The organism is Haloferax prahovense DSM 18310 (assembly GCF_000336815.1).
Lineage (GTDB): Archaea > Halobacteriota > Halobacteria > Halobacteriales > Haloferacaceae > Haloferax > Haloferax prahovense.
The window spans coordinates 51,225-70,447 of record NZ_AOLG01000048.1 but is presented as its reverse complement, the minus strand read 5'-3'; the positions used below and the strand labels follow the sequence as shown (position 1 = coordinate 70,447).

At 68.4% G+C, this 19,223-nt stretch carries 24 protein-coding genes; 12 read left to right on the top strand and 12 right to left on the bottom strand.

What is annotated here, in order from left to right:
• Positions 1–117: 117 nt before the first annotated feature.
• From lwrS to C457_RS14455, 7 genes are all read right to left on the bottom strand, one after another.
• The gene (lwrS, locus tag C457_RS14485) at positions 118–513 is read right to left on the bottom strand and encodes an LWR-salt protein (protein WP_008095748.1); all 396 of its coding nucleotides are present in this window, start codon (positions 511–513) and stop codon (positions 118–120) included.
• Positions 510–785 (bottom strand): 4a-hydroxytetrahydrobiopterin dehydratase, encoded by a 276-nt coding sequence (locus C457_RS14480; RefSeq protein ID WP_004042202.1) that lies wholly within the window; start codon positions 783–785, stop codon positions 510–512. Before C457_RS14480 ends, lwrS begins: the two co-directional genes overlap by 4 nt.
• A gap of 45 nt (positions 786–830) precedes the next feature.
• Positions 831–1,358, bottom strand: a complete 528-nt coding sequence (locus tag C457_RS19750) for a hypothetical protein (protein ID WP_233514221.1) — start codon at positions 1,356–1,358, stop codon at positions 831–833.
• A gap of 58 nt (positions 1,359–1,416) precedes the next feature.
• Positions 1,417–2,802, bottom strand: a complete 1,386-nt coding sequence (gene hemA / locus C457_RS14470) for a glutamyl-tRNA reductase (RefSeq protein WP_008095746.1) — start codon at positions 2,800–2,802, stop codon at positions 1,417–1,419.
• On the bottom strand, positions 2,799–3,446 hold the full coding sequence (locus C457_RS14465) for a precorrin-2 dehydrogenase/sirohydrochlorin ferrochelatase family protein (protein ID WP_004042204.1): 648 nt from the start codon (positions 3,444–3,446) through the stop codon (positions 2,799–2,801). Before C457_RS14465 ends, hemA begins: the two co-directional genes overlap by 4 nt.
• Position 3,447: 1 nt before the next feature.
• Complete coding sequence (gene ahbB, locus C457_RS14460; protein WP_008095743.1) at positions 3,448–4,509, bottom strand: siroheme decarboxylase subunit beta; 1,062 nt, start codon at positions 4,507–4,509, stop codon at positions 3,448–3,450.
• Positions 4,510–4,673: 164 nt separating this feature from the next.
• On the bottom strand, positions 4,674–5,072 hold the full coding sequence (locus tag C457_RS14455) for a DUF5778 family protein (protein ID WP_004975483.1): 399 nt from the start codon (positions 5,070–5,072) through the stop codon (positions 4,674–4,676).
• 148 nt (positions 5,073–5,220) lie between these two features.
• On the opposite strand from C457_RS14455, the gene uppS reads away from it, so the two are divergent.
• The gene (gene uppS, locus C457_RS14450; RefSeq protein ID WP_008095739.1) at positions 5,221–6,150 is read left to right on the top strand and encodes a polyprenyl diphosphate synthase; all 930 of its coding nucleotides are present in this window, start codon (positions 5,221–5,223) and stop codon (positions 6,148–6,150) included.
• A gap of 26 nt (positions 6,151–6,176) precedes the next feature.
• On the opposite strand, the gene C457_RS14445 is transcribed toward uppS, so the two are convergent.
• Entirely contained in the window at positions 6,177–7,532 is a 1,356-nt protein-coding gene (locus tag C457_RS14445; RefSeq protein ID WP_008095738.1) for a serpin family protein, read from the bottom strand.
• Between the two features lie 76 nt (positions 7,533–7,608).
• Positions 7,609–7,971 (bottom strand): hypothetical protein, encoded by a 363-nt coding sequence (locus C457_RS14440; protein ID WP_008095736.1) that lies wholly within the window; start codon positions 7,969–7,971, stop codon positions 7,609–7,611.
• A 144-nt stretch (positions 7,972–8,115) separates the two neighbouring features.
• Between C457_RS14440 and C457_RS14435 the strand changes: the two genes are divergently transcribed.
• Both C457_RS14435 and C457_RS14430 read left to right on the top strand, forming a co-directional pair.
• Positions 8,116–8,457 carry a hypothetical protein gene (locus C457_RS14435; RefSeq protein ID WP_008095734.1) on the top strand — a complete coding sequence of 114 codons (342 nt, stop codon included), beginning with the start codon at positions 8,116–8,118 and terminating at the stop codon, positions 8,455–8,457.
• The gene (locus tag C457_RS14430) at positions 8,454–9,185 is read left to right on the top strand and encodes a hypothetical protein (RefSeq protein WP_233514220.1); all 732 of its coding nucleotides are present in this window, start codon (positions 8,454–8,456) and stop codon (positions 9,183–9,185) included. The genes C457_RS14435 and C457_RS14430 overlap by 4 nt, the downstream gene beginning before the upstream one ends.
• A 148-nt stretch (positions 9,186–9,333) precedes the next feature.
• Here C457_RS14430 and C457_RS14425 read toward each other — a convergent pair whose 3' ends face one another.
• Positions 9,334–9,942, bottom strand: coding sequence for an undecaprenyl diphosphate synthase family protein (locus tag C457_RS14425; RefSeq protein ID WP_008095731.1), 609 nt, complete (start codon positions 9,940–9,942; stop codon positions 9,334–9,336).
• 150 nt (positions 9,943–10,092) lie between these two features.
• Between C457_RS14425 and C457_RS14420 the strand changes: the two genes are divergently transcribed.
• Both C457_RS14420 and C457_RS14415 read left to right on the top strand, forming a co-directional pair.
• Positions 10,093–11,406, top strand: a complete 1,314-nt coding sequence (locus tag C457_RS14420) for a DUF92 domain-containing protein (protein WP_049913612.1) — start codon at positions 10,093–10,095, stop codon at positions 11,404–11,406.
• A 16-nt stretch (positions 11,407–11,422) separates the two neighbouring features.
• Complete coding sequence (locus C457_RS14415; protein WP_008095727.1) at positions 11,423–11,839, top strand: GNAT family N-acetyltransferase; 417 nt, start codon at positions 11,423–11,425, stop codon at positions 11,837–11,839.
• A gap of 33 nt (positions 11,840–11,872) precedes the next feature.
• Here the strand turns inward: C457_RS14415 and dnaG are convergent, their stop codons facing one another.
• Together dnaG and C457_RS14405 are read right to left on the bottom strand one after the other, a co-directional pair.
• The gene (gene dnaG, locus C457_RS14410; protein ID WP_008095726.1) at positions 11,873–13,276 is read right to left on the bottom strand and encodes a DNA primase DnaG; all 1,404 of its coding nucleotides are present in this window, start codon (positions 13,274–13,276) and stop codon (positions 11,873–11,875) included.
• A gap of 213 nt (positions 13,277–13,489) precedes the next feature.
• Positions 13,490–14,239, bottom strand: a complete 750-nt coding sequence (locus C457_RS14405; protein WP_008095725.1) for a sugar phosphate isomerase/epimerase family protein — start codon at positions 14,237–14,239, stop codon at positions 13,490–13,492.
• A 227-nt stretch (positions 14,240–14,466) separates the two neighbouring features.
• On the opposite strand from C457_RS14405, the gene C457_RS14400 reads away from it, so the two are divergent.
• From C457_RS14400 to C457_RS14370, 7 genes are all read left to right on the top strand, one after another.
• Positions 14,467–14,682, top strand: coding sequence for a DUF3311 domain-containing protein (locus C457_RS14400; protein ID WP_004042215.1), 216 nt, complete (start codon positions 14,467–14,469; stop codon positions 14,680–14,682).
• Entirely contained in the window at positions 14,682–16,181 is a 1,500-nt protein-coding gene (locus C457_RS14395) for a sodium:solute symporter family protein (protein WP_008095724.1), read from the top strand. Before C457_RS14400 ends, C457_RS14395 begins: the two co-directional genes overlap by 1 nt.
• A 77-nt stretch (positions 16,182–16,258) precedes the next feature.
• Positions 16,259–16,543 (top strand): amphi-Trp domain-containing protein, encoded by a 285-nt coding sequence (locus tag C457_RS14390; RefSeq protein WP_004975456.1) that lies wholly within the window; start codon positions 16,259–16,261, stop codon positions 16,541–16,543.
• A 108-nt stretch (positions 16,544–16,651) separates the two neighbouring features.
• Complete coding sequence (locus C457_RS14385) at positions 16,652–17,149, top strand: GNAT family N-acetyltransferase (protein WP_008095723.1); 498 nt, start codon at positions 16,652–16,654, stop codon at positions 17,147–17,149.
• Between the two features lie 116 nt (positions 17,150–17,265).
• Positions 17,266–18,063, top strand: a complete 798-nt coding sequence (locus C457_RS14380; RefSeq protein ID WP_008095721.1) for a YqcI/YcgG family protein — start codon at positions 17,266–17,268, stop codon at positions 18,061–18,063.
• 28 nt (positions 18,064–18,091) lie between these two features.
• Positions 18,092–18,658: a cysteine hydrolase family protein gene (locus C457_RS14375; RefSeq protein WP_008095719.1), complete on the top strand. Its 567-nt coding sequence runs from the start codon at positions 18,092–18,094 to the stop codon at positions 18,656–18,658.
• A 75-nt stretch (positions 18,659–18,733) separates the two neighbouring features.
• Positions 18,734–19,117, top strand: coding sequence for a hypothetical protein (locus C457_RS14370; protein ID WP_004042221.1), 384 nt, complete (start codon positions 18,734–18,736; stop codon positions 19,115–19,117).
• The last annotated feature ends 106 nt before the right edge of the window (positions 19,118–19,223 follow it).

The window sequence follows — 19,223 nt, the reverse complement described above, 5'->3', positions numbered from 1 at the left end:
ATCAGAGATGTGTATAAGAGACAGGTCCCATCGAGGTCGAACAGCCAGAAATCGTAGTCATCGGCGACCATTCGGACAACAGAGTACGTCAGGCGTGGATAAATGTCTTGCCCTGCGTCACGAATCGGCGGATTCGACGCGAATCGCGCTCCCGAAGTACTTGTGGAGCACCTCGCGGACCGACTCGGCGTTGAACGCGCCGAGGTCCGCGGCGACGGCCTCGCGGAAGGCGTCCAGCGACGCCTCGTCGGCCCGGAGTTCCGCGAACTCGCAGGAGACGACGGGCACGTCGAGCCACGACGCCGCGAGGTCGCGGGCGTGGCGCTCGTCGTTCACCGCTCCCCGCCAGAGCGCGTCGCGGAACAGTAGCCAGCCCTCCTCGCCGGGCGGGGGCGGCGTGACGCGGACCGTCGTCTCGAACTCCCGCGGGTCGGTCTCGACGCCGGCGGCCGAGTCGAGGCGGAAGCGGACCCGAAAGACGTAGGTGAGCGTCGCGGTCCCCTCGTCGCTCACAGTTCGTCGTCGAACAGGTCGGCGAGCCGGAGGTCCTTGTCGGTGATGCCGCCCTCCTCGTGGCTCGTGAGGCGGACCTCGACCTCCTGGTACCGAATCGTTATCTCAGGGTGGTGGAACTCCTCTTCTGCGACCTCGCCCACGCTGGCGGCGAACGCCACGCCGTCGAGGTAGTCGTCGAACTCGTAGACGCGGACGATTTCGTCGCCGTCGCGTTCCCAGTCCGAACCGAGCTGTGCGTCGATTTCGTCGTCCGAGAGCAGCTCTGCCATGCCGAATCCGTCGGGTGGCATCCCGATAAGGATTCTGCCGGATTGTCAGGTCGCGTCCGCGCGGACGACGAACCGCGGCCCGGTCAGGAGTCGCCGCCCGCCGCGGCCGCGAGCGACTCGCCCCGTGACCGCGACCTCGTCGCCGCGGGCGACGACGCCACCCTCACCGTCGCCGCCGAACACCACGTGTCCGTCCGGCGGGACGCGGACCCGAATCTCGCCGGTGGCGTCCCGGAGGACGAACGGGCGCGTCGCGCGGCCGACGACCGTGCGCTCGCCCCCGCCTCGCTGGTCGTCGTCTGTTTGCTCGGCTCCCCTCCAGGCCTCGACGGCCGGCCCGTCGCCGGCGACTCCCGCGACCGTGCCGACGACGGTCGCCCGAGCGACGCCGTCGAGGTCGCGAATCCGCCGCTCCGGGGTCGCATCGACGAGGCGGCGACGCGCTCGCGCTCGGAGGCGGTTCACGAGGCGATGGCCGAGCGCCGGGGGCGCGCGGCCGGCGGCTTCTCGGGTGGCGGCGTCGGTACGGGAACGACGCACGAAGCCCGTCGCTGACGGTCTGGGCGGTGACATCGTCGCGGAGTGGCTCCGCGTTCGGATAAGAAGGTTCGCCGGTCGGCCGCTTCGCCCGTCAGTCGTCCGAGAGCTGTTCGAGGACGCGCCGGGGCACCTCGCCTTCGAGCGCCTCGCGGTCGAGGTCCTCCGGCGGCTCGCCGGAGAACTCGATGGACGGCCCGGACGGCTCGGCGGGGTCTGACCCACCGAGGTCGTCGAAGCCGGGGTCGAACAGCCGCATGGCGGTCTGGATGGTCGTCCAGTCGTCGTCGCCGGCGGCGTCGCGGAGGCTCTTGGTCGGTGCGGCGAGAATTTGGCCGATGAGCGCGTCCGCGAGCGACTCGACCGTCTCGCGCTGCTCGTCGGTGAGGTCGCCCTGCGCTTCGAGCTTCGACAGCGCCGTCGACACCTCGCGGCGCTTGACGTGCTCTGCGGCCTCGTACATCGAACTGATGGCCTCGTCGGCGCGTTTCCGCTTGTAGGCGGCGAGCAGGCGGTCGAACTCGTCGTCAATCATCGCCTCGACCTCGCGGGCGGCGCGCTCGCGGCGCTCCGCGGTCCGGTCGGTCACCGTCTCCAAATCGTCGATGTCGCGGACGCGAACGCCGTCGAGGTCGGCGGCGGCGGGGTCGACATCCCGCGGCTGGGCGATGTCGATGAGCATCGTCTCGGAGCCGTCCGACAGCTCCTCCGGCGTGACGACGTACTCGGGGCTGCTCGTGGCCGTGATGACGAGGTCGGCGTCGCGGAGGCGACCGCGGAGGTCGCCCAGCCCGGCGGCCTTCGAGACGCCCGGGACCTCGCGGGCGAGGTGGCGGGCGTTCGCGACCGTCCGGTTCGCGACGACGAGGTCGCCCACGTCGACCGACGCGAGCGCCTTCGTCGCGAGCGTGCCCATCTCGCCGGCCCCGACGACGAGGGCGTCGACCTCGCCGATGGGGGCGTCGAGCTCGGCCCGGGCGAGCCTGACGGCGGCGCTCCCGAGCGAGACGGCACCCTCGTTGATGGCCGTCTCCTCGCGGGCGCGTTCGCCGACGTGGACGGCTTTCATGAGCGCGTCTTCCAGCATCGGGCCGATGGCGTCCTCCTCGCGGGCGGCCTCGATACCGGCTTTGACCTGTCCGAGAATCTGGTCCTCGCCGAGGACGAGCGATTCGAGCCCCGACGCCACCCGCATGAGGTGGCGCAGGGTCTCTTCGTGGTCCATGTAGCGGACGCTCCCGTCTCGGACGTCGGGAGCGAAGTCGTCGAGCGCGCGGCGGCCGTCGGTCGCGTCGTCGGTGACGACGTACGCCTCGGCGCGGTTACACGTCTGAAGCGAAAAGGCCTCTGAGACGCCGTCGCGGGCGAGGAGTCGCTCGACGACCGTCTGAACGTCGTCGCTCGAAGCGGCTTCTATCTCGCGAACGCTGGCCCGGTCGTGGGCGACGCTCACACCGGAGATGACGCCCGAATCTCTCATGAATCACCTCGCTGTGTGTCTCGTATCACGCGCGCTGCCTCTTGGCGGGGGTTTGCGTCGCCGGTACGTAAAGCCTTCCAAACTGACGGGTTTCGCACGACCGCGCGAATCGCATCACGGCGCTCTGTTGGCGACCGGTCGGACGCCTTGAGCTCCGCGCGAAGCTCCGCGGTCAACGCGGCCATCTCGCCTGCCCCCTCCAACTCGGCTTCGACGCGCTCTCGGAGGTGCTTCGAGAGGGCGGGGCTCGCGCCGCCGGTCGTGATGGCGACCGAGACGTCGCCGTCCTCGACGGTCGCCGGGACGACCACGCTCCCCGCGTCGCGCTCGCCGCTCCGGTCGGCTCGGTTGACCAGCGCGCCGGCGTCTCGGGCCGCCGCGACGACGGCGTCGTTCACCGCGTCGTCGTCGGTCGCCGCGACGACGAGCGCCGGGGCGAACCGTTCGACCCAGTCGGGAACCTCGTCGGGCGCGGGGGCCGCCCGAACGCGCTCCGCGTCGCCGAAGTCGCGGTCGGCGAACTCGGGACTGACGACGACGGTCCGCGCCTCGCGGGCGAACCGGTGGGCCTTCCGCGCGCCGACGGGGCCCCCGCCGAAGACGACGACCGTCTCGTCGGAGAGGTCGTGGACAAGCGGAATCATCTCACTCCGTGTTCGCCTCGGCTCGTTCGTCCAGCCTGATTCCCGTCTTCTTCAGGATGCGCGTCGAGAACAGGGTGTCCCAGTCGTCGTCGCCCACGTCCCAGTAGTCGCTCATGACCTCGCGCACCTGCTCGATGCGGGCCTCGCTCTCTTCTTCGGAGCGGCCGTGGGTCATCGCGAAGAAGTTGTACGGCCAGACGCCCTCGTGTCGCGGCCGGCGGTAACAGTGGGTGACGAAGTCCAGCGAGGCGATTTCGGGGCCGACCTCCGCAACGAGGTCGTCGGGGACGTTCCAGACGGTCATCCCGTTTTCCGAGTAGCCGAGCGCGTAGTGGTTCGGAATGACGCCGACGCGCCGGACCTTCCCCTCAAGATTGAACCGCTTGACCGTCTCGACCACCCACGCCGGCTCCTGTCCGATTGCCTCTGCCACGTCGGCGTAGGGCGTTTCGGTAATCGGCAGGCCGCCCTGAATCTCCATGACGAGGTCGCGCTCGTCGGGCGTCAGGGTGCGCGCGTCTGTCGGCTCCACGTCGGGGCCGAGGTGCGAGAGGTCGAGGTCGCCGTCCGAGATGGGTCCGTCGAGGAGGAACGTCGCGCCGACGTGGAACTCGTGGCGCTTGGGCATGTTGTACGTCGCTTGGCCCGTCTCGTCCTCGATGTCGCCGAGCACCTCGTCTACCTGCGACGCCTCGGCGACCGAGACGACGAACCACATGTTCAGGTGGGGATGCTCGCGCTCGTAGTTGTGCGCGACCTCGCGGTGGGCGTTCACCTGCTCGGCCACCTCGTCGAACCGCTCCGGCGGCGCGTGCATGGCGACGAGCGTCGCCGTGCCGCCGATTTCCTCGGCGTTGACGAGCGCGCCGAACCGCGAGAGGACGCCTTCCTCGTCGAGCGTCCGCACCCGCTCGCAGAGGTCGGTCGCCGTCACGTCCACGTCGCGCTCGCGCAGCGCGGCCGCCGCGGGCTCGAAGGGACGTTCGACGACGGGGAAGCCGCCCTGGAAGGCGTTGACGATGGCGCGGTCGAGACGAGAGAGGTCCGCGTCCGCCTGTATCATGCGCGTCACTCGGGATGCGAGGCGGATAAACGCCTCGCTTGTTCTCACTGCGATGAACCCAAGCGAACGCCCGGCGAGCCGCCGGTGAACGGCCGACGCGGGCGGAGCGAGCGCCCTCGCTCACGAAGTAAAAGAGGTGTCTCGTCGTCGGGTCGCCGCCGCGCTCAGGGGACCGGCGTGACGCGGTCGACGTCGTCGAGCGCTTCGAGGCCCTCGACGATGGCGTCGTGGTCGGCGATGGCCTCGTAGTAGAACACGAGGTCGAACGTCCCGTCGCGGACGAGCTGTTGGCACTCCCAGACGAACTCGTCGTCCTCGACGGAGAGCCCCTGGAACTGATTGGACGAGAAGTCGGTGTCGTCGTTGCCGGCGTAAATCCACGCGTCGCCCTTCCCCGCGTGTTCGGCGATAATCTCGTTGATTTCGACGGTCAGCTCCTGCATCTCCAGGTCCTCGCGGCTGGTGAGGTCGGTGTGGACGATGGCCCCGACGAGTTCGATATCGCCGGGTTCGAGCAGCGCGAGGGTCCGCTGGTAGAGGTCCTCGTCGATGGTCTCGCTCATATCCGAGTCTTCTCGGGGAGGTACAAACGGATGGCGATTCGTCGCCCGTCGTGATGACCCGCCATTTTGTGGCGATCTCCCGACCTCGGGACACCGTGCGACGGTGTAACCCACAAGACACATAGCCTCGGAAGGCAACCGACGGTACATGTTCGGGTGGGTCCAACGCGGCTTTCGGCGCGCCTACGAGCGGGTGCTCGACCGAGAGATAGACGACGGGCCGACCCACGTCGCCATCATCCAGGACGGCAACCGCCGGTACGCCCGGAAGAACGGCGACGACGCCCCCGACGGCCACAAGGCGGGCGCGCAGACGACCGAGGACGTGCTGACGTGGTGCGAGGAACTCGGCATCGAGGAACTGACGCTGTACACCTTTTCGACCGAGAACTTCGACCGCCCGGAACACGAGCGCCAGCCCCTCTTCGACCTCATCGAGGACAAGCTCTACGAGTTCGCCGACGCCGACCGCGTCCACGAGCGCGAGGTCGCCGTGCGCGCCATCGGCGAGGTCCACATGCTCCCCGACCGCGTCCGCGACGCTGTCGAGTACGCGGAGACTCGGACCGCCGACTACGACGGGTTCACGCTCAACATCGCCCTCGCGTACGGCGGCCGAGCCGAACTCCTCGGGGCCGCACGCGACGTCTGTCGCGCGGTCGAGCGCGGCGACCTCTCGCCCGACGAGGTGGACGTGTCGGCGGTCGACCGCCGCCTGTCCAGAAAGCCCGTCCGCGACGTGGACCTCATCATCCGCCCCGGCGGCGACGAGCGCACCTCGAACTTCCTGCCGTGGCACGCCAACGGCAACGAGGCCGCCGTCTACTTCTGTGCGCCCTACTGGCCGGAGTTCTCGAAAGTCGACTTTCTGCGCGGCATCCGCACCTACGAGTCCAGAGAGCAGTCGTGGCAGCGCACCCGGACCGAGCGGGCCGTCACGCTCGTCCGGGCCGTCGCCGAAGTCGAGTTAGAAGACGCCCGCACGGTCGCGGGTCGCCTCCGCGAGCAACTCCCCTCGTCGGGGGCCGACGAGGTATCTGCGGAGTTGGCCAAGCGGACCGACGAGACGGCCGACTGAGTCGGTTGCCCCGGGCTGTTTTGCGGTTATTCGTCGCCCTGGGCAGCCCCGGCGTCGACGACGCGACCGTAGAACAGTATCGCGTCCGTCGGCCTGTCGCGGATGCAGAACAGGAACGGCCGGTCGAACCGGAGTTCGCCCCAACTCGGCGGCAGCGAACTTTCGACGACGACGCCCGTGGCCGCCGCGGTCTCGGTCCCCTCCTCGTCCACGGAGACGAACGATTTGTGGAACACCTCGTCGATGGCGAGGGTCGCTCCGTCACCTTCGGCCATTCCGCCGAAGTCAGCATCCGAGCCGAACGCGGCGGGCATTCCGAGATTCGACAGCGCCGCGGAGAGTTGGACCTCGGTCTCGAACTCGAACCGCGGGAGCACGACATCGCCGATTCGCTTTTGCATCGCCTCGAAGACGCCGAACAGCCGGCTCGCGGTCAGACTTTGCTCGAACGACTCGAACTCGCCTTCGTCCGGGAGCAAAAGCACCATCGACACGTCCCGGCCGACGTACGGCAGTTCGACGGCCTGCGCGTTCGGGAGGTCGGCGTAGTTCGCCTTGAGTTCCTGCCGCATGAGCGGCACGGTCGATTCGCCCCCGTCCAGCGCGGTGAACGTCCCGTCTTCGGTGTCCTCGGGGTCGAACGTGCGCGCCCACTGCGCCATGAAGTAGATAGCGTTGGTGAGGACGAGCGCCGTGTCGGGCGTGACGGAGCCAGCCGGAAGCAGGTTCTCGATTCGGCCCTCCGTCCGGTCGGCGACCCACTCGTTGATTCGCTCCCGCTCGCCGTCCGGGTCGCCGGCGAAGTCGGCCCGTCGGAGTCCGGCCCCGTAGTTCGAGTCGAGTCGGTCGAGGTAGTCCGCCGAGAACGCGTACCCCTCGCGGCCCCACAGCGCGTTCGCCACGGCCAGTCGGAAGGCGTCGGCTTCGCCGCCGTCGACCGGGTCCCGAGCGGTCTCCCGCGCTTCGAGCGCCGCCTGTAGGTCTGCGAACGCCGGGTGAACGTCCTCGCCGAGCGTGTAGTGGAGCGTCGCTTCCATCTGTTCGCGGGTCGTTCCGCGAGCGCCCGCATAGGTCATCGCCAACGCGACGGAGATGCTGTACGGAGAGAGGAACTGGTTGCCGCCCTGTTCGGACGCGACCTGTCGGTGCAGGTCGAGGGCGAACTCGGCGTTGCCGGCCGCGAGCGCGGCGAGTTGCTCGTCGTCCACGCTCGGTTCGCCGGTCGGCGGTTCGTCGTTCGGGGTCTCTGTCGGCGTGTCCGTGGTCGTGGTTGCGGTGGCCGTCGCCTCGGTCTCGGCGGGCGACTGCCTGTCGCCCGTACAGCCGGCTATCGTCGCGGCAGCGACCGCCCCCGACAACGCCAGCATCTCGCGGCGGTTCATGTCGGAACGTTCAGCGGTCTAACAATATGTCTTCTGTAAGCGCAAACAGCCGTTTGAGAGACGTCGGCGGGTCACCCTACCGGCGAACCCGCCGCTGGAACGTCCGCCAGCAGAGCCATCCCAGCAACGCGGCGCTCTGCCCGAGCACAATGGCGACGAACTCGGCTTCCTGCCGGGGCCACAACACCAGTACCATCCCGATGTAGGCGGCGGTCGGAACCCACGAGCGCCAGTCGTCGTAGCGCGATTCGAGGAACAGCCACGGCGGAACGATAGCCACGCCGACGAGCGCCCACGGCCAGTCTGGGGGGGCGGGCTGATTGAGCCAGAGGATGAGCAACAGCGAGAGCGCAAGGAGGACGTGCCCGTCTTCGAGCCACTCGCTGGCCGGCGGTGGCGGCGGGAGGAGGTCTGTTCTGTTGGGCGAGGTGGAGGGCATCTGTTCGGCAACTGAGAGTCGGGAACGTGCTCCTCGACTGCTCTTGTGGACTGTAGTAACGCCGCGAGAGCGGCGGTTCTCACGGGTATCAAAACATGTTGAGGTATCAAACTTTACTATCGGTAGTCTGCTTGGTGGCAAGCGATGGACTTGCTCCTCGTCGCCGCACCCTCACTCCCCGACGGGGTCGCGAAGACGCTTGATGTGTACCCGCCACTCGTCCTGCTCGGAACCTTCTTCAGCTATACGGGACTGTTTCTCATTCTGAGCGACGACGTGGACGACTTTCTCGGCCTGTGGCTGTTCACTACGCTGGTCTATCCCGGCGTCCTCGTCTGGTACGTCGACCGAATCGACGTGACGAGCGACTTCGCGTTCGGCTACTCGTTGCGGGAGTCGACGGTAGCGTTCCCGCTTTTGTTCATGGCGCTGGCGTTCTACATCTTCACGGTCGCGTTCGTCGACCGGTACTTGGGGAAGACATGATGCAGATATCGTTCCTCTTCGAGTACGTTCCTGAGTGGCTGTCGATAGCGCTGCTGGCTGTCGGTTCGACGTTCGTGACGTGGGGGCTCCCCTTCGTCGACGCCGACGACGAGTTGAGCGTCGAAACCGGACAGGACGTTCTCGGTGTGATACTGTTAGGTATCGGTGTCGGCGTCACGGTTTGGGGGACGCGTTCGATCTCTGTCTTCGCTCCGATTGCCGTCGTCATCGTCCTACTGACGGGCTTCCTTGAGGGGGTAGCGGCGATTAGTATATACAAGAAGGTCGTCGACCTGGTCCTACGGCGTTCAGCCCCGTCTGGCGGGTCGTTCAGACGGAAGCTCCTCGGTGGACTCCTCGCGTTCTTCCTGGTCGTACTTTCCGGGTGGGCCCTCGTCGCGGCGGTCGTCTGGGGGCCCATCGAACTCGGGGTTGGCGAGTCGGTTCGCCTCTACTGGACGGTCGTCACGGTCATCGTGACCGTCATCGGCATGTCGACCAAGTTCTGGAGCACGAAAGAGCGGACCCCGACGCCGATACTGTTCGGGGGCGTCTTCCTCGTCGCCGGCGCGGAAATCGTCAACCTCCGGTTCACGACCGAACTCACGCTGTACGTCGGTACGGTCGTCGCCTACACGCTCGGGTTCTGGTTCGGCGTCGCGCTGTTGATTCGAGGCGCACAGCGAATCTCTCGGGAGCGAACTACCGGGCGCCGGTCGTGGGACTAACGGCGTTCGCTCTCCGAGAAAGCGGACCGGCGTGATTCGCCCTACCGGCCGAACTTCTGTCGCACTCTCCGAGCGCGATAGCGTTTGGACGATTCGCTGACGCTCATCGGCCATCCACCGTGCCAGCGACGCTGTCACGGGATTTGGCCTATCGACCAAATCTCCGCTGCCGGTCCTGATAGTCCCGCAACGCCCGCAGATAATCGCGCTTCCTGAAGTCCCGCCAGTTCACGTCGGTGAAGTAGAGTTCCGCGTACACGGACTGCCAAATCATGAAGTCCGACAGGCGCTCGGCGCCCGTCTTGACCACGAAGTCCGGCTCGTCGGGGAACACGAGCCGCTGTTCGATGTCCGCGGCGTCGATGTCGTCGGGGGCGAGCGCACCTTCGTCGACCTCCGCGGCCAACGACCGGACGACAGTGGCGAACTCGCGTTTCCCGCCGAGGCCGATGCTCACCTGCACCGGGGCGTCGGCGCGCTCGGTGTCGCCGGGTTCGCGGACCTCCACTCGCTGGGGGACGTCGAGGTCGCGGAGTTCGCGGGCGAGCGTCGGGACGACCGCCTCGTCGAGGACGCTCACGGAGATGGTGACGCGGTCGCTTCCGAACTCGAACGCCCAGCCGACGAAGGCTTCGAGCGTCTCGTACGCGCCCTGTTCCAGCAGGTCGCGCTCGGTGATGACGAGCGCCACGTGCTCGGGGGCGTCGGCGTCGTCGAGGCGGAATCGGAGGGCGAGATAGGAGTCGTACAGTCCCACGGGAGTCGTTCTCGCGGCGATTCTCCTAACGCTTCGGGTTCGGTGTCGGCACCGAGGTTCGGTCCGTCCGACACCGGGCCGCAGACCCGCGGTTGTGCGGTCGTCGGTGATGTCGGGAGGGTTAAGTGCGCGTCGGGGATACCGAATGGTGTGACTTCCACGGTACGGCGAGCGGGCGGATTCGCGGTCGTCGGGACGTTGGCCCTCGCGGCCCCCAGTCTCGGCGCGGCCGCGTTCGCGCCCTTCGCCGCAGTCGCGCTCCTGGCGGCCTTCGTCGTCGACGACGGCCCCCTCTTCGAGCTGTTCGCGCGGCCCGGCGACCGGCAGGACGGCCGGCTCAACGGGCTCGCCGGGTTCGCACTGGCCGCGACCGGCCTCGCCCTCTTGGCGACGGTCCCGCGCGTCACGATGCCGCTTTCGGTGTTCGCCGCCGCGGTGTTGACACTCGCCTACGGCAACCTCGGCGCGCGACTGGTGGATTCGAGAACGTCCGACGAGTCGCTTCGCGCGGCGGGCTTCGTCGTGGCCGCGGTCCTCGCCGGTACCGCGGGACAGGCGGCAATCGCGTCGCTGACCGGCGATGCGATGCTGCTCGCCCGATTCACCCTCCTCGCGGCCGTCGGCGGTCTCGTCGGCGCGGTGCTCCGGACGGCCCTCTACGAGCGCGACGACCCGCTCGTCATGCTCTCTATCGGCCTCGTCCTGTGGGGCGTCGAGGTGCTCGCGGGGCCGGTGTCGCCGACGCAGACCGGCGTCGCGCTCGCCCTCACGGTCGCGCTCGGCTACGCCGCCTACGCCCTCGGCACGGCCTCAGTCGCCGGCATGATTACCGGCGTCCTCCTGCTCCTCTTCGCGGTCGTCTTCGGCGGCTTCGGCTGGGCGCTCGTGCTCGTCTCCTTCTTCGGCGTCGGCGCGCTCGCCACCAAGTTCCGGTACGACAGCAAGGCCGAACGCGGCGTCGCCGAGGACAACGACGGCGCTCGCGGCACCGGCAACGTCCTCGGCAACTCGGGCGTCTCGCTCGTCGCCGTCGTCGGCTACGCCGCGGCGCAAACGCTCGGCTACCCGTTCGTCAGCGACCTACTCGTCCTCGCATTCGCCGGGTCGGCCGCCGCCGCGATGAGCGACACGCTCTCCAGCGAAATCGGCGGGCTGTTCGACCAGCCGCGGCTCATCACCTCGCTCAAACCGGTTCCCGCCGGGACCGACGGCGCGGTCACGTGGCAAGGCGAAGTCGCCGGCGCGCTGGGCGCGGCCTTCGTGGCCGGCGTGAGCGTGCTGGTGCTTCCCCTGCCGGCGCAGACGGCCGCTATCGCTATTCTCGCCGGCGGACTCGTCGGAATGACGGTCGACAGTCTGCTCGGTGCGACGGTCGAGGGAGCCGGCCTCGGCAACCAGGCGGTCAACTTCCTCGCCACGTTCGCCGGCGCGCTGGGCGCGGTCCTCGTCTGGATTCCGCTGTGACGGGGGTGACTCGGCCGTGACGGGCGTTCGCCCCGCCCGCGACACCGACGTGCCGGCCGTCGAATCGCTCCAACGGCTCGTCTCGCATCCCTCGCCCGACCTCTTGGGCGCGTGGCCCGCCGTCGGGACGCTTCTCGTCGCCGTCGACGCCGACGACCGGCCGGTCGGCTACCTTCTCGCCGTCGGCGCGCATCTGACCGAACTCGCGGTTTCCCCCGACCACCGCCGGGAGGGCCGCGCCACCGCGCTCGTGGAAGCGTACCGGGACTCTCGTCCAGCGTCAGACGCGCCGCTCACGTTGCTGGTCCATCCGGAGAACGACGGCGCGCGTGCCTGTTACGAGGCGCTCGGATTCCGCCGGGACGCCCGCATTCCGGACGCGTTCGACGGCGACGACGGGCTACGGTTCGTCCTCGAATCGAGCGAGGGCTGACCGTCTCGGCCGGCGTCGGGCCACGTTCCGTCCTCAGTCGAGGAGCTGGTCCGCGGTTCTGACGCGGACGCTGACGGGCTTTTTGACGTACTCGCCGGCCGAGCGCGCCACGACGTGTTCGACGCCGCGCTGGGCCGCGATGTCGACGAGTTTCTGGCTCGCCTCGCCGTCGACGACGACGAGCGCCGGGGCGGGGTCGGCGTACTCGACGGCGTCGTACACCTTCTCGACCGCGACCTCGTCGTCGATGCCGAGGTCGTCGTCCAGGAGCCGGGCCATGCCGCTCTCGTCGGCGATGACCTCGCGCACGTGGTCGGCGAGCGAGGGACGCTGGTCGGTCGGTTCGACCGCCTCGGCGACGGCTTCGACCTCGGACTCGGTGACCACCCCGCCGTTTGCGTCGGCGTCGGCGTCGGTGCTCGCGGGGCCGGTGGGCTTTCCGACCGTGACGGTACCGCCGGTGCCGGCCTCGGCGGGTGGCTCGCTGACCGCGTCGGCGGGCCCGTTCGCGTGGCCGTCTGCGGGTGGAGTCGACGACGCGTCAGTCGTCGGCGACTCCGTGCGAGGGTCCGTCGGAACGTCTCCTGTCCCGTTGGCGGCGGCGACGGCGGCCCGGAAGTCACCGTCGCCGTCGTCCGGAAGCGACGAGAGCGGGACCTTGTTCCTGAGGGCGCGGACGACCGACGCGCGGTCGAGGTCCTCGACCGACCGGCCGTCGGGCGCAAAGGCGACGTAGTCCACGTCGCCGACCTGCGAGAGTTCGCGCAGGATGAGTTCGCCGCCGCGGTCGCCGTCGAGGAACGCCGTGACGGTCCGCTCTTGGGTCAGTCCGGCGACCGCGTCGGGGACGTTCGTCCCCTCGACGGCGACGGCGTTTTTGATGCCGTAGCGGAGGAGCGTGAGCACGTCGGCGCGCCCCTCGACGACGATGATGGCGTCCGAGTCGGCGACGCGGGGGCCGGCCGGGAGACCCTGATACTCGGTGATGTCCTCGACGCGGACGCTCTCTTTGACCGCTTCGAGGATTTCGGTCGAGCTCATCACGGTGTCGTCGAACGACTCCGAGAGGAGTTCCTTGGCGCGCTCGACGACCATCCGTCGCTTGGCCTCGCGCACGTCCTCGATGTTCGTGACCTCGATGACGGCCTGACAGGGACCGACGCGGGTCAGCGTCTCCAGCGAGGCCGCGAGGATGGCCGTCTCGACCTTGTCGAGGCTGCTGGCGATGGTCATCTGGCCGAACGAGTGGCCGTTTTCCGAGTCTATCTGTACGTCTATCCGACCGACCTTGGAGGACTGTTGGAGGTCGCGGAGGTCGAGTTCGTCGCCGAGGAGGCCCTCGGTCTGGCCGAAGACGGCCCCGACGACGTCGCTCCGTTCGACGACCCCGTCGGCGGAGATGGAAGCGTGAATGAGATATTTTGCAGTGTCGTCCATTGGTGAAGTCACCCCGTTGGGGGTGGTGATGTGATGATTGTGATGATGTCATGGGCCGGACCCACGAACGTCATTATATAAGTTGCGCCCGAGGGAAATATCTATCGTGGCCGACGATTCGAACGCTCGCGGGGCGTTCGACTCCGACTCCGTGTCCCGCGAAACGCCGGCGAACCGTCGCTCTCCCGCCGTTTCGCCCGACCGCGTGATTTGTCACGCCCCCTCGTCGGTTCGGTGCGCCGCGACGAACTCGCCCGCGTCTCGACAGAACGCTGCGGGCGCTTCGGGGAAGTCGTGTTCGGCGACGGCCCACTCGACGAACCCCTCGCGTGCGGCCGCGAGACAGCGGTCCATATCGAGTTCTCCCTCGCCGAGCGACACGGGTCGACCGCCGCGCTCCGCGTCGGCGTCGCGGACGACGTCCTTCAGGTGGACGACCGGGGTCCGGTCGGCGTAGCGGTCGAGGTACGCGACGGGGTCGTAGCCGGCGGCGAGAATCCACGCGAGGTCGAGTTCGAAACCGACGCCGGACTCCTCGGCCAATCGGTCGAGCGCGGGTTCGCCCTCGACCGCGGCGAGTTCGTGGTCGTGGTTGTGGTAGAGCAGTCTGACGCCCCGCTCGTCGCACTTCGCGGTCAGGTCGTCCAGTCGGTGTGCGGTCTCGTCCACCGCGTCGGCGTCGGCGAACGCCTCGGGCGGGAGATACGGAACCACGAGGGTCTCGACGCCGAGCGCGCCGTATCGCTCGCAGACCGCGTCGAGGTCGGCTTCGAGGTCCTCGATGGGGACGTGGGCCGCGGGGACGCCGAGTCCGGTCTCGTCGAGGGCCGCGCGGACCGCCGCCGCGTCGTCGACGCCCGCGAACTCCACGCCGTCGAAGCCGGCGTCCGCGGCGCGTCGGACGAGCGCCGACGTCGGTTCGTCGAGCTCGCGAAGCGAGTACAGCTGAATACCGAAGTCCATGTGTCTCCGGTCGCACGCGCCGCTGGAAACTGTTCCGGCGGCCGATTCTCCGGCGGCCGATTCGCCCGCGGACGACCCCGCCTTCCGCGTCGGCTCTGTCGCGTGCGCGTCCGTGGATGGTTCCCGTCGTTCGACCGTCCCTGTTGAAGAAAATAGTTCTTCAATGTGGGGCAACGTAGGTCGATAGAGTAAGATTTACGCCTCATTGTCGATTATCGTTCCTACGAATGACGCGAGTGCGCATCGACTACCGCTGGGTTGCCGTCTTCGCAATCCTCGTGACGTTCGCCGTTCCGTGGTTCCTCTGGGGCGACAGCAGGGTCTTCGCCGGCCTGCCGCTGTGGCTCTGGTGGCACATCGGCTGGATGGGGCTGACCGCAGTCGTCTTCCACCTGTTCACCCGGACGGCGTGGGACCGCGGCATCGTCGGGGAGGGTCGCTGATGGTCTCGGCGCTCGGTATCCAACTCGGCGTCGTCGGCGCGTACCTCGTGGTCGCGCTCGCGGTCGGCTTACTCGCCTACCGCCTGACCAGCCGCGACGCCGAGGACTACTATCTCGCCGGTCGCTCCATCGGGACCGTCGTCCTCCTGTTTACCACCTTCGCGACGCTCCTCTCTGCCTTCACGTTCTTCGGCGGCCCCGACCTCGCCTACCGTGCCGGCCCCGAGTGGATTCTCGTGATGGGCGTCATGGACGGCGTGCTGTTCGCCATCCTCTGGTACGTCGTCGGCTACAAACAGTGGCTCGTCGGTCGCGCCCACGGCTACGTCACCCTCGGCGAGATGCTCGGCGACCGCTTCGGCTCGACCCGCCTGCGTGCCGTCGTCGCCGGCATCAGCCTGTTTTGGCTGTTCCCGTACGTGATGCTCCAGCAGATGGGCGCGGGCGAGGCCATCGTCGGTCTGACGAACGGGATAGTCCCGTACTGGGCCGGCGCGGCCGGTATCACGGTGTTCATGATCGCCTACGTCGTCATCGCGGGGCTCCGCGGCGTCGCGTGGACCGACACCCTCCAAGGGCTGTTCATGCTCGGCGTCGTCTGGCTCGCGGTCGGCTGGGTGGCCACCGCGGCCGGCGGCCCCACGGCGCTCTCGAACGCCCTCGCGACGAACAACCCCGAGTTCCTCGCGCTCGGCGGCGGCCTCTACTCGCCGCAGTTCATCATCTCGTCGGCCGTCACCATCGCCTTCGGCGTGGCGATGTTCCCACAGATAAACCAGCGCTTTTTCGTCGCCAAGTCGAGCGCCGTCCTCAAGCGCTCGTTCGCCCTGTGGCCCGTCCTCGTCGTCCTGCTTTTCGTGCCCGCGTTCATCCTCGGCACGTGGGCCGCCGGCCTCGGCATCTCCGTGCCCGAGGGCGCGAACGTCCTCCCCGTGCTCCTCAACGAGTACACGCCGGTGTGGTTCGCCGCGCTCGTCATCGCCGGCGCGATGGCCGCGATGATGTCGTCGTCGGACTCGATGCTCCTCTCCGGGTCGTCGTACTTCACCCGCGACCTCTACCGCCCCTTCGTCAACCCCGACGCGAGCGAAGCCCGCGAGGCGTGGCTCGCCCGCATCGGCGTCGCGCTGTTCGCCACGCTCACCTTCGTCGCCAGCCTGTTCCGCCCCGGCACGCTCGTCTCGGTCGGCGACACCGCCTTCGGCGGGTTCGCCCAGATGGCCCTGCCGGTCATCGTCGCGCTCTACTGGGCGAGGACGACCCGAACGGGTATGTTCGCCGGCATCCTCGGCTCGCAGGCGTTCTACCTCGCCCACGTGTTCGTCCCCGCGGTAGAGGTCGGGTCGATGACGCTGTTCGGCGCGACCTACCTCACGTGGGACTACGCCCTCTGGGGCATGGCGCTGTCGGCGCTTCTGACCGTCGGCGTCTCCGCGATGACCGCTGCCGCGCCCGAGGAGAACCAGTCCCGCTTCACCGACGGCCTCCGGGCCGACTGACCCGTCGGCGCACCTCTCCCCATCGATTTTCGTCACCGCAACGAAGCTTAACCCCCTGCGGGTGTAACCTACGGTCCATGCCCGAAGAAGTGCTCTTCAAATCCGAGAACCGACAGGCGCGAGCGGAAATCGCGTCGTATCTCCGAACCGTCGCCGACAAGCTCGACGCGGGCGAGCCGATTACGCTGAAGTCCGGCGACCAGACTGTCACGATGGAGCCGCCCGCGTCGCCGACGTTCGAGGTGAAAGCGGAACGCGAGGGCCCCGCTGGCGGTCCCTACGAACTGAGCATCGAGTTCGAACTGGAGTGGGACGAGGGCGCGGACGACGGAGCCGACGCCGGCGGCCTCGAAATCGAGTGAGCCGGGCGCGCCGGTCGTGCCCCGATTCGAGTGTGGCCGGCGCGACGAATCGTCCCGAACGCTCAACACAGTTACCCTTTTGACATTCCCACGAGTCGTCGGTGACTCATGCAGATTCGACCGCTTCAGGCCGACGAGGTGGACGCGCTGGTTGACGACCTGTGGCTCCCGTTCGCCGAGGAGATGGGCGACATCGACGACTACGACGCGCTGGCCGAGGACGTGGACGTGCGGGCCGAGGCGCTCGACTACCGGTCCGAGCAGGTGGAAGCCGAGAACACCCGGACGTTCGTCGCCGTCGCGGCCGCGGAGGAGTCGGACTCCGCCGAGCGGTCGCTCCGGGGCTACGTCACGGTCGCGGACGCCGACTCCCCGCCGGTGTTCGCCCGCGGGTCGGTCGCCAAGGTGAAAGACCTCTACGTCGCGCCCGCGGCGCGGGGCGAGGGCGTCGGCACGGAACTCCTCGAACGGGCCCACGAGTGGGGCCGCGACCGCGGGTGCGAACGGGCCGCGCTGAGCGTCCACGCCGACAACGACGCCGCCCGGTCGTGTTACGAGTCGATGGGATACGAGACGCGGTACCTGAAACTCGACCGCCCGCTCTGAGGGCGGAGACGACGGCGGCTTCGCGGATGGCGACAAGGGTCGTCACCCGCGGTTTCGAGGGTCGTGTTCGCCCCCCGAACCCGAACCCTCAAAGCCGCTGAATCCAATTGGCGCGCATGAACGAGTCGGGCCACCAAGTGCTCATGGAGCAGGACGTGCTCCGCCGCCGCCTCGACGACGGCGACCTCCCCGACTGGGCGAGAAAACACTACGAGACGTTCCGCGAGACGATGCTCGGCGACCGCGACGGCGCGCCGTTCCCGTGTTACTTCGGCATCGAGTCCGAGCGCAACGGCGACGCCCTCTACACTTTCGTGGATTCGATGACAGACAAGGACGCGCTGTTGGCGCTCCGCGACACGCTCCTCGAATACCTCGACGTGTACCCGGACTACTCCGAGGCGTGCTCGCTCGTCGCGTTCTTCAAGCCGCCGGCGGAGGACCTCACCGAGGCCGACTACCACGAACACCTCTGGCACGTCCTCCAGTTCCTCCACGTCAACGACCCCGAGCCGTGGCCGGCGGACATCCCGACCGACCCCGACGACCCGAAATGGGAGTTCTCCTTCGGCGGCGAACCGATGTTCCCGACGACCCGCGCGCCGTTCTACGACGAGCGCGTCAGCCGCTACTGCCCGTGGGGCCTCGAAATCACCTTCCAGCCGCGCGCGCTGTTCGACGGCATCACCGCCGACACCGAGGCCGGCCAGAAGGCCCGCGAGGTCATCCAGAACCGCATCGAGGAGTACGACGGGGTCTGCCCCCACGCCGACCTCGGCGACTGGGGCGTCGAGGGCGACCGTGAGTGGCCGCAGTACATGTTCTCTTCCGACGAGTCGCAAGCGCCCGACGAGTGCCCGATTCGCATCACGCGCGAGCACCCGAAGGTGCCGATGGCCCCGGCGGACGACTGATGACGGCCGCTAATTCGAGGGCCGGCCGATGACCGCCGCCGACCTCCCCGACGACGCCGTTCTCGTCTGTATCGACATGCAGGTCGGCTTCGACGACCCGGCGTGGGGCGACCGCAACAACCCGGAGATGGAAGCGCGCGTCGCCGACCTGCTCGCGGCGTGGCGCGCGGCCGACCGCCCGGTCGTCCACGTCCGCCACGACTCCACCGAACCCGACTCGCCGCTCCGGCGCGACGGCGAGGGCTTCGCGTGGAAGCCCGAGGCCGAACCCGACGACGGCGAACCGGTGTTCACGAAGCGCGTCAACAGCGGCTTCATCGGCACCGACCTCGAAGCGTGGCTCCGCGAGCGCGACCGCTCGACGCTCGTCGTCTGCGGTCTCACGACCGACCACTGCGTCTCGACGACGACGCGGATGGCCGAGAACCTCGGCTTCGACGTGTACCTCCCCGCGGACGCGACCGCGACGTTCGACCGAGAAGGCCACGACGGCGAGCGCTTTTCGGCCGACGAGATGCACCGTACCGCGCTGGCGCACCTGAACCGGGAGTTCGCAACCGTCGTCGAGTCGGCCGACCTGTCGGCGACGCGGTGAGTGGTCGTCGCGTTCGCCGCCGGCCGTCCACGAAGCTGTAGTCAGATTTTCATATCCCCGCCGAGACGGTGGCACATGGACCGCCGATTTCTCGCCGTCGTCGGGGTGTTCGACCTGCTCATCGCCGTCGGCCTCGTGCTTCTCGGCGCGCCCGCTCACCCGGTTTCGTTCGCCCGGTTCGCGCTGTTTACCGCCGCCGGCGTGCTGTTGGTCGTCGCCGGCATCCGCGAATCGGTCGCTCTCGGGTCGACGACGCTCCGGTGGCACGTCGTCGCGGGCGCGGGCTACGTCTGCTTCGGGTTGGCCGTGCTCGCCAACGGCCTGTCGTCCGTCCTCGACGCCCGCGGCGACCCCTACTTCGGCGGGCTGTCCGCGCTCCTGCTCGCCCCCGTGATGCTGTTCATGGGCATCGATTACCTCCGCGGCGGCGTCCACTTCGACCTCTCGACGTTCGAGTGAGCGTCGGGGTCGACGCCTGCGGGAATCGACGTAACTTATTTCAGTTTCGCTGACCGATGACGGTTCCGGCTTACGATTACGCAAATACATTTCCCCGTCGGCGCGG

Coding starts and splice junctions, on each gene's coding strand:
- C457_RS14480 (WP_004042202.1), bottom strand. CDS start 785: ATGGCAGAGCTGCTCTCGGACGACGAAATCGACGCACAGCTCGGTTCG.
- C457_RS19750 (WP_233514221.1), bottom strand. CDS start 1,358: ATGTCACCGCCCAGACCGTCAGCGACGGGCTTCGTGCGTCGTTCCCGT.
- hemA (WP_008095746.1), bottom strand. CDS start 2,802: ATGAGAGATTCGGGCGTCATCTCCGGTGTGAGCGTCGCCCACGACCGG.
- C457_RS14465 (WP_004042204.1), bottom strand. CDS start 3,446: ATGATTCCGCTTGTCCACGACCTCTCCGACGAGACGGTCGTCGTCTTC.
- ahbB (WP_008095743.1), bottom strand. CDS start 4,509: ATGATACAGGCGGACGCGGACCTCTCTCGTCTCGACCGCGCCATCGTC.
- C457_RS14455 (WP_004975483.1), bottom strand. CDS start 5,072: ATGAGCGAGACCATCGACGAGGACCTCTACCAGCGGACCCTCGCGCTG.
- uppS (WP_008095739.1), top strand. CDS start 5,221: ATGTTCGGGTGGGTCCAACGCGGCTTTCGGCGCGCCTACGAGCGGGTG.
- C457_RS14445 (WP_008095738.1), bottom strand. CDS start 7,532: ATGAACCGCCGCGAGATGCTGGCGTTGTCGGGGGCGGTCGCTGCCGCG.
- C457_RS14440 (WP_008095736.1), bottom strand. CDS start 7,971: ATGCCCTCCACCTCGCCCAACAGAACAGACCTCCTCCCGCCGCCACCG.
- C457_RS14435 (WP_008095734.1), top strand. CDS start 8,116: ATGGACTTGCTCCTCGTCGCCGCACCCTCACTCCCCGACGGGGTCGCG.
- C457_RS14430 (WP_233514220.1), top strand. CDS start 8,454: ATGATGCAGATATCGTTCCTCTTCGAGTACGTTCCTGAGTGGCTGTCG.
- dnaG (WP_008095726.1), bottom strand. CDS start 13,276: ATGGACGACACTGCAAAATATCTCATTCACGCTTCCATCTCCGCCGAC.
- C457_RS14405 (WP_008095725.1), bottom strand. CDS start 14,239: ATGGACTTCGGTATTCAGCTGTACTCGCTTCGCGAGCTCGACGAACCG.
- C457_RS14400 (WP_004042215.1), top strand. CDS start 14,467: ATGACGCGAGTGCGCATCGACTACCGCTGGGTTGCCGTCTTCGCAATC.
- C457_RS14395 (WP_008095724.1), top strand. CDS start 14,682: ATGGTCTCGGCGCTCGGTATCCAACTCGGCGTCGTCGGCGCGTACCTC.
- C457_RS14390 (WP_004975456.1), top strand. CDS start 16,259: ATGCCCGAAGAAGTGCTCTTCAAATCCGAGAACCGACAGGCGCGAGCG.
- C457_RS14385 (WP_008095723.1), top strand. CDS start 16,652: ATGCAGATTCGACCGCTTCAGGCCGACGAGGTGGACGCGCTGGTTGAC.
- C457_RS14380 (WP_008095721.1), top strand. CDS start 17,266: ATGAACGAGTCGGGCCACCAAGTGCTCATGGAGCAGGACGTGCTCCGC.
- C457_RS14375 (WP_008095719.1), top strand. CDS start 18,092: ATGACCGCCGCCGACCTCCCCGACGACGCCGTTCTCGTCTGTATCGAC.
- C457_RS14370 (WP_004042221.1), top strand. CDS start 18,734: ATGGACCGCCGATTTCTCGCCGTCGTCGGGGTGTTCGACCTGCTCATC.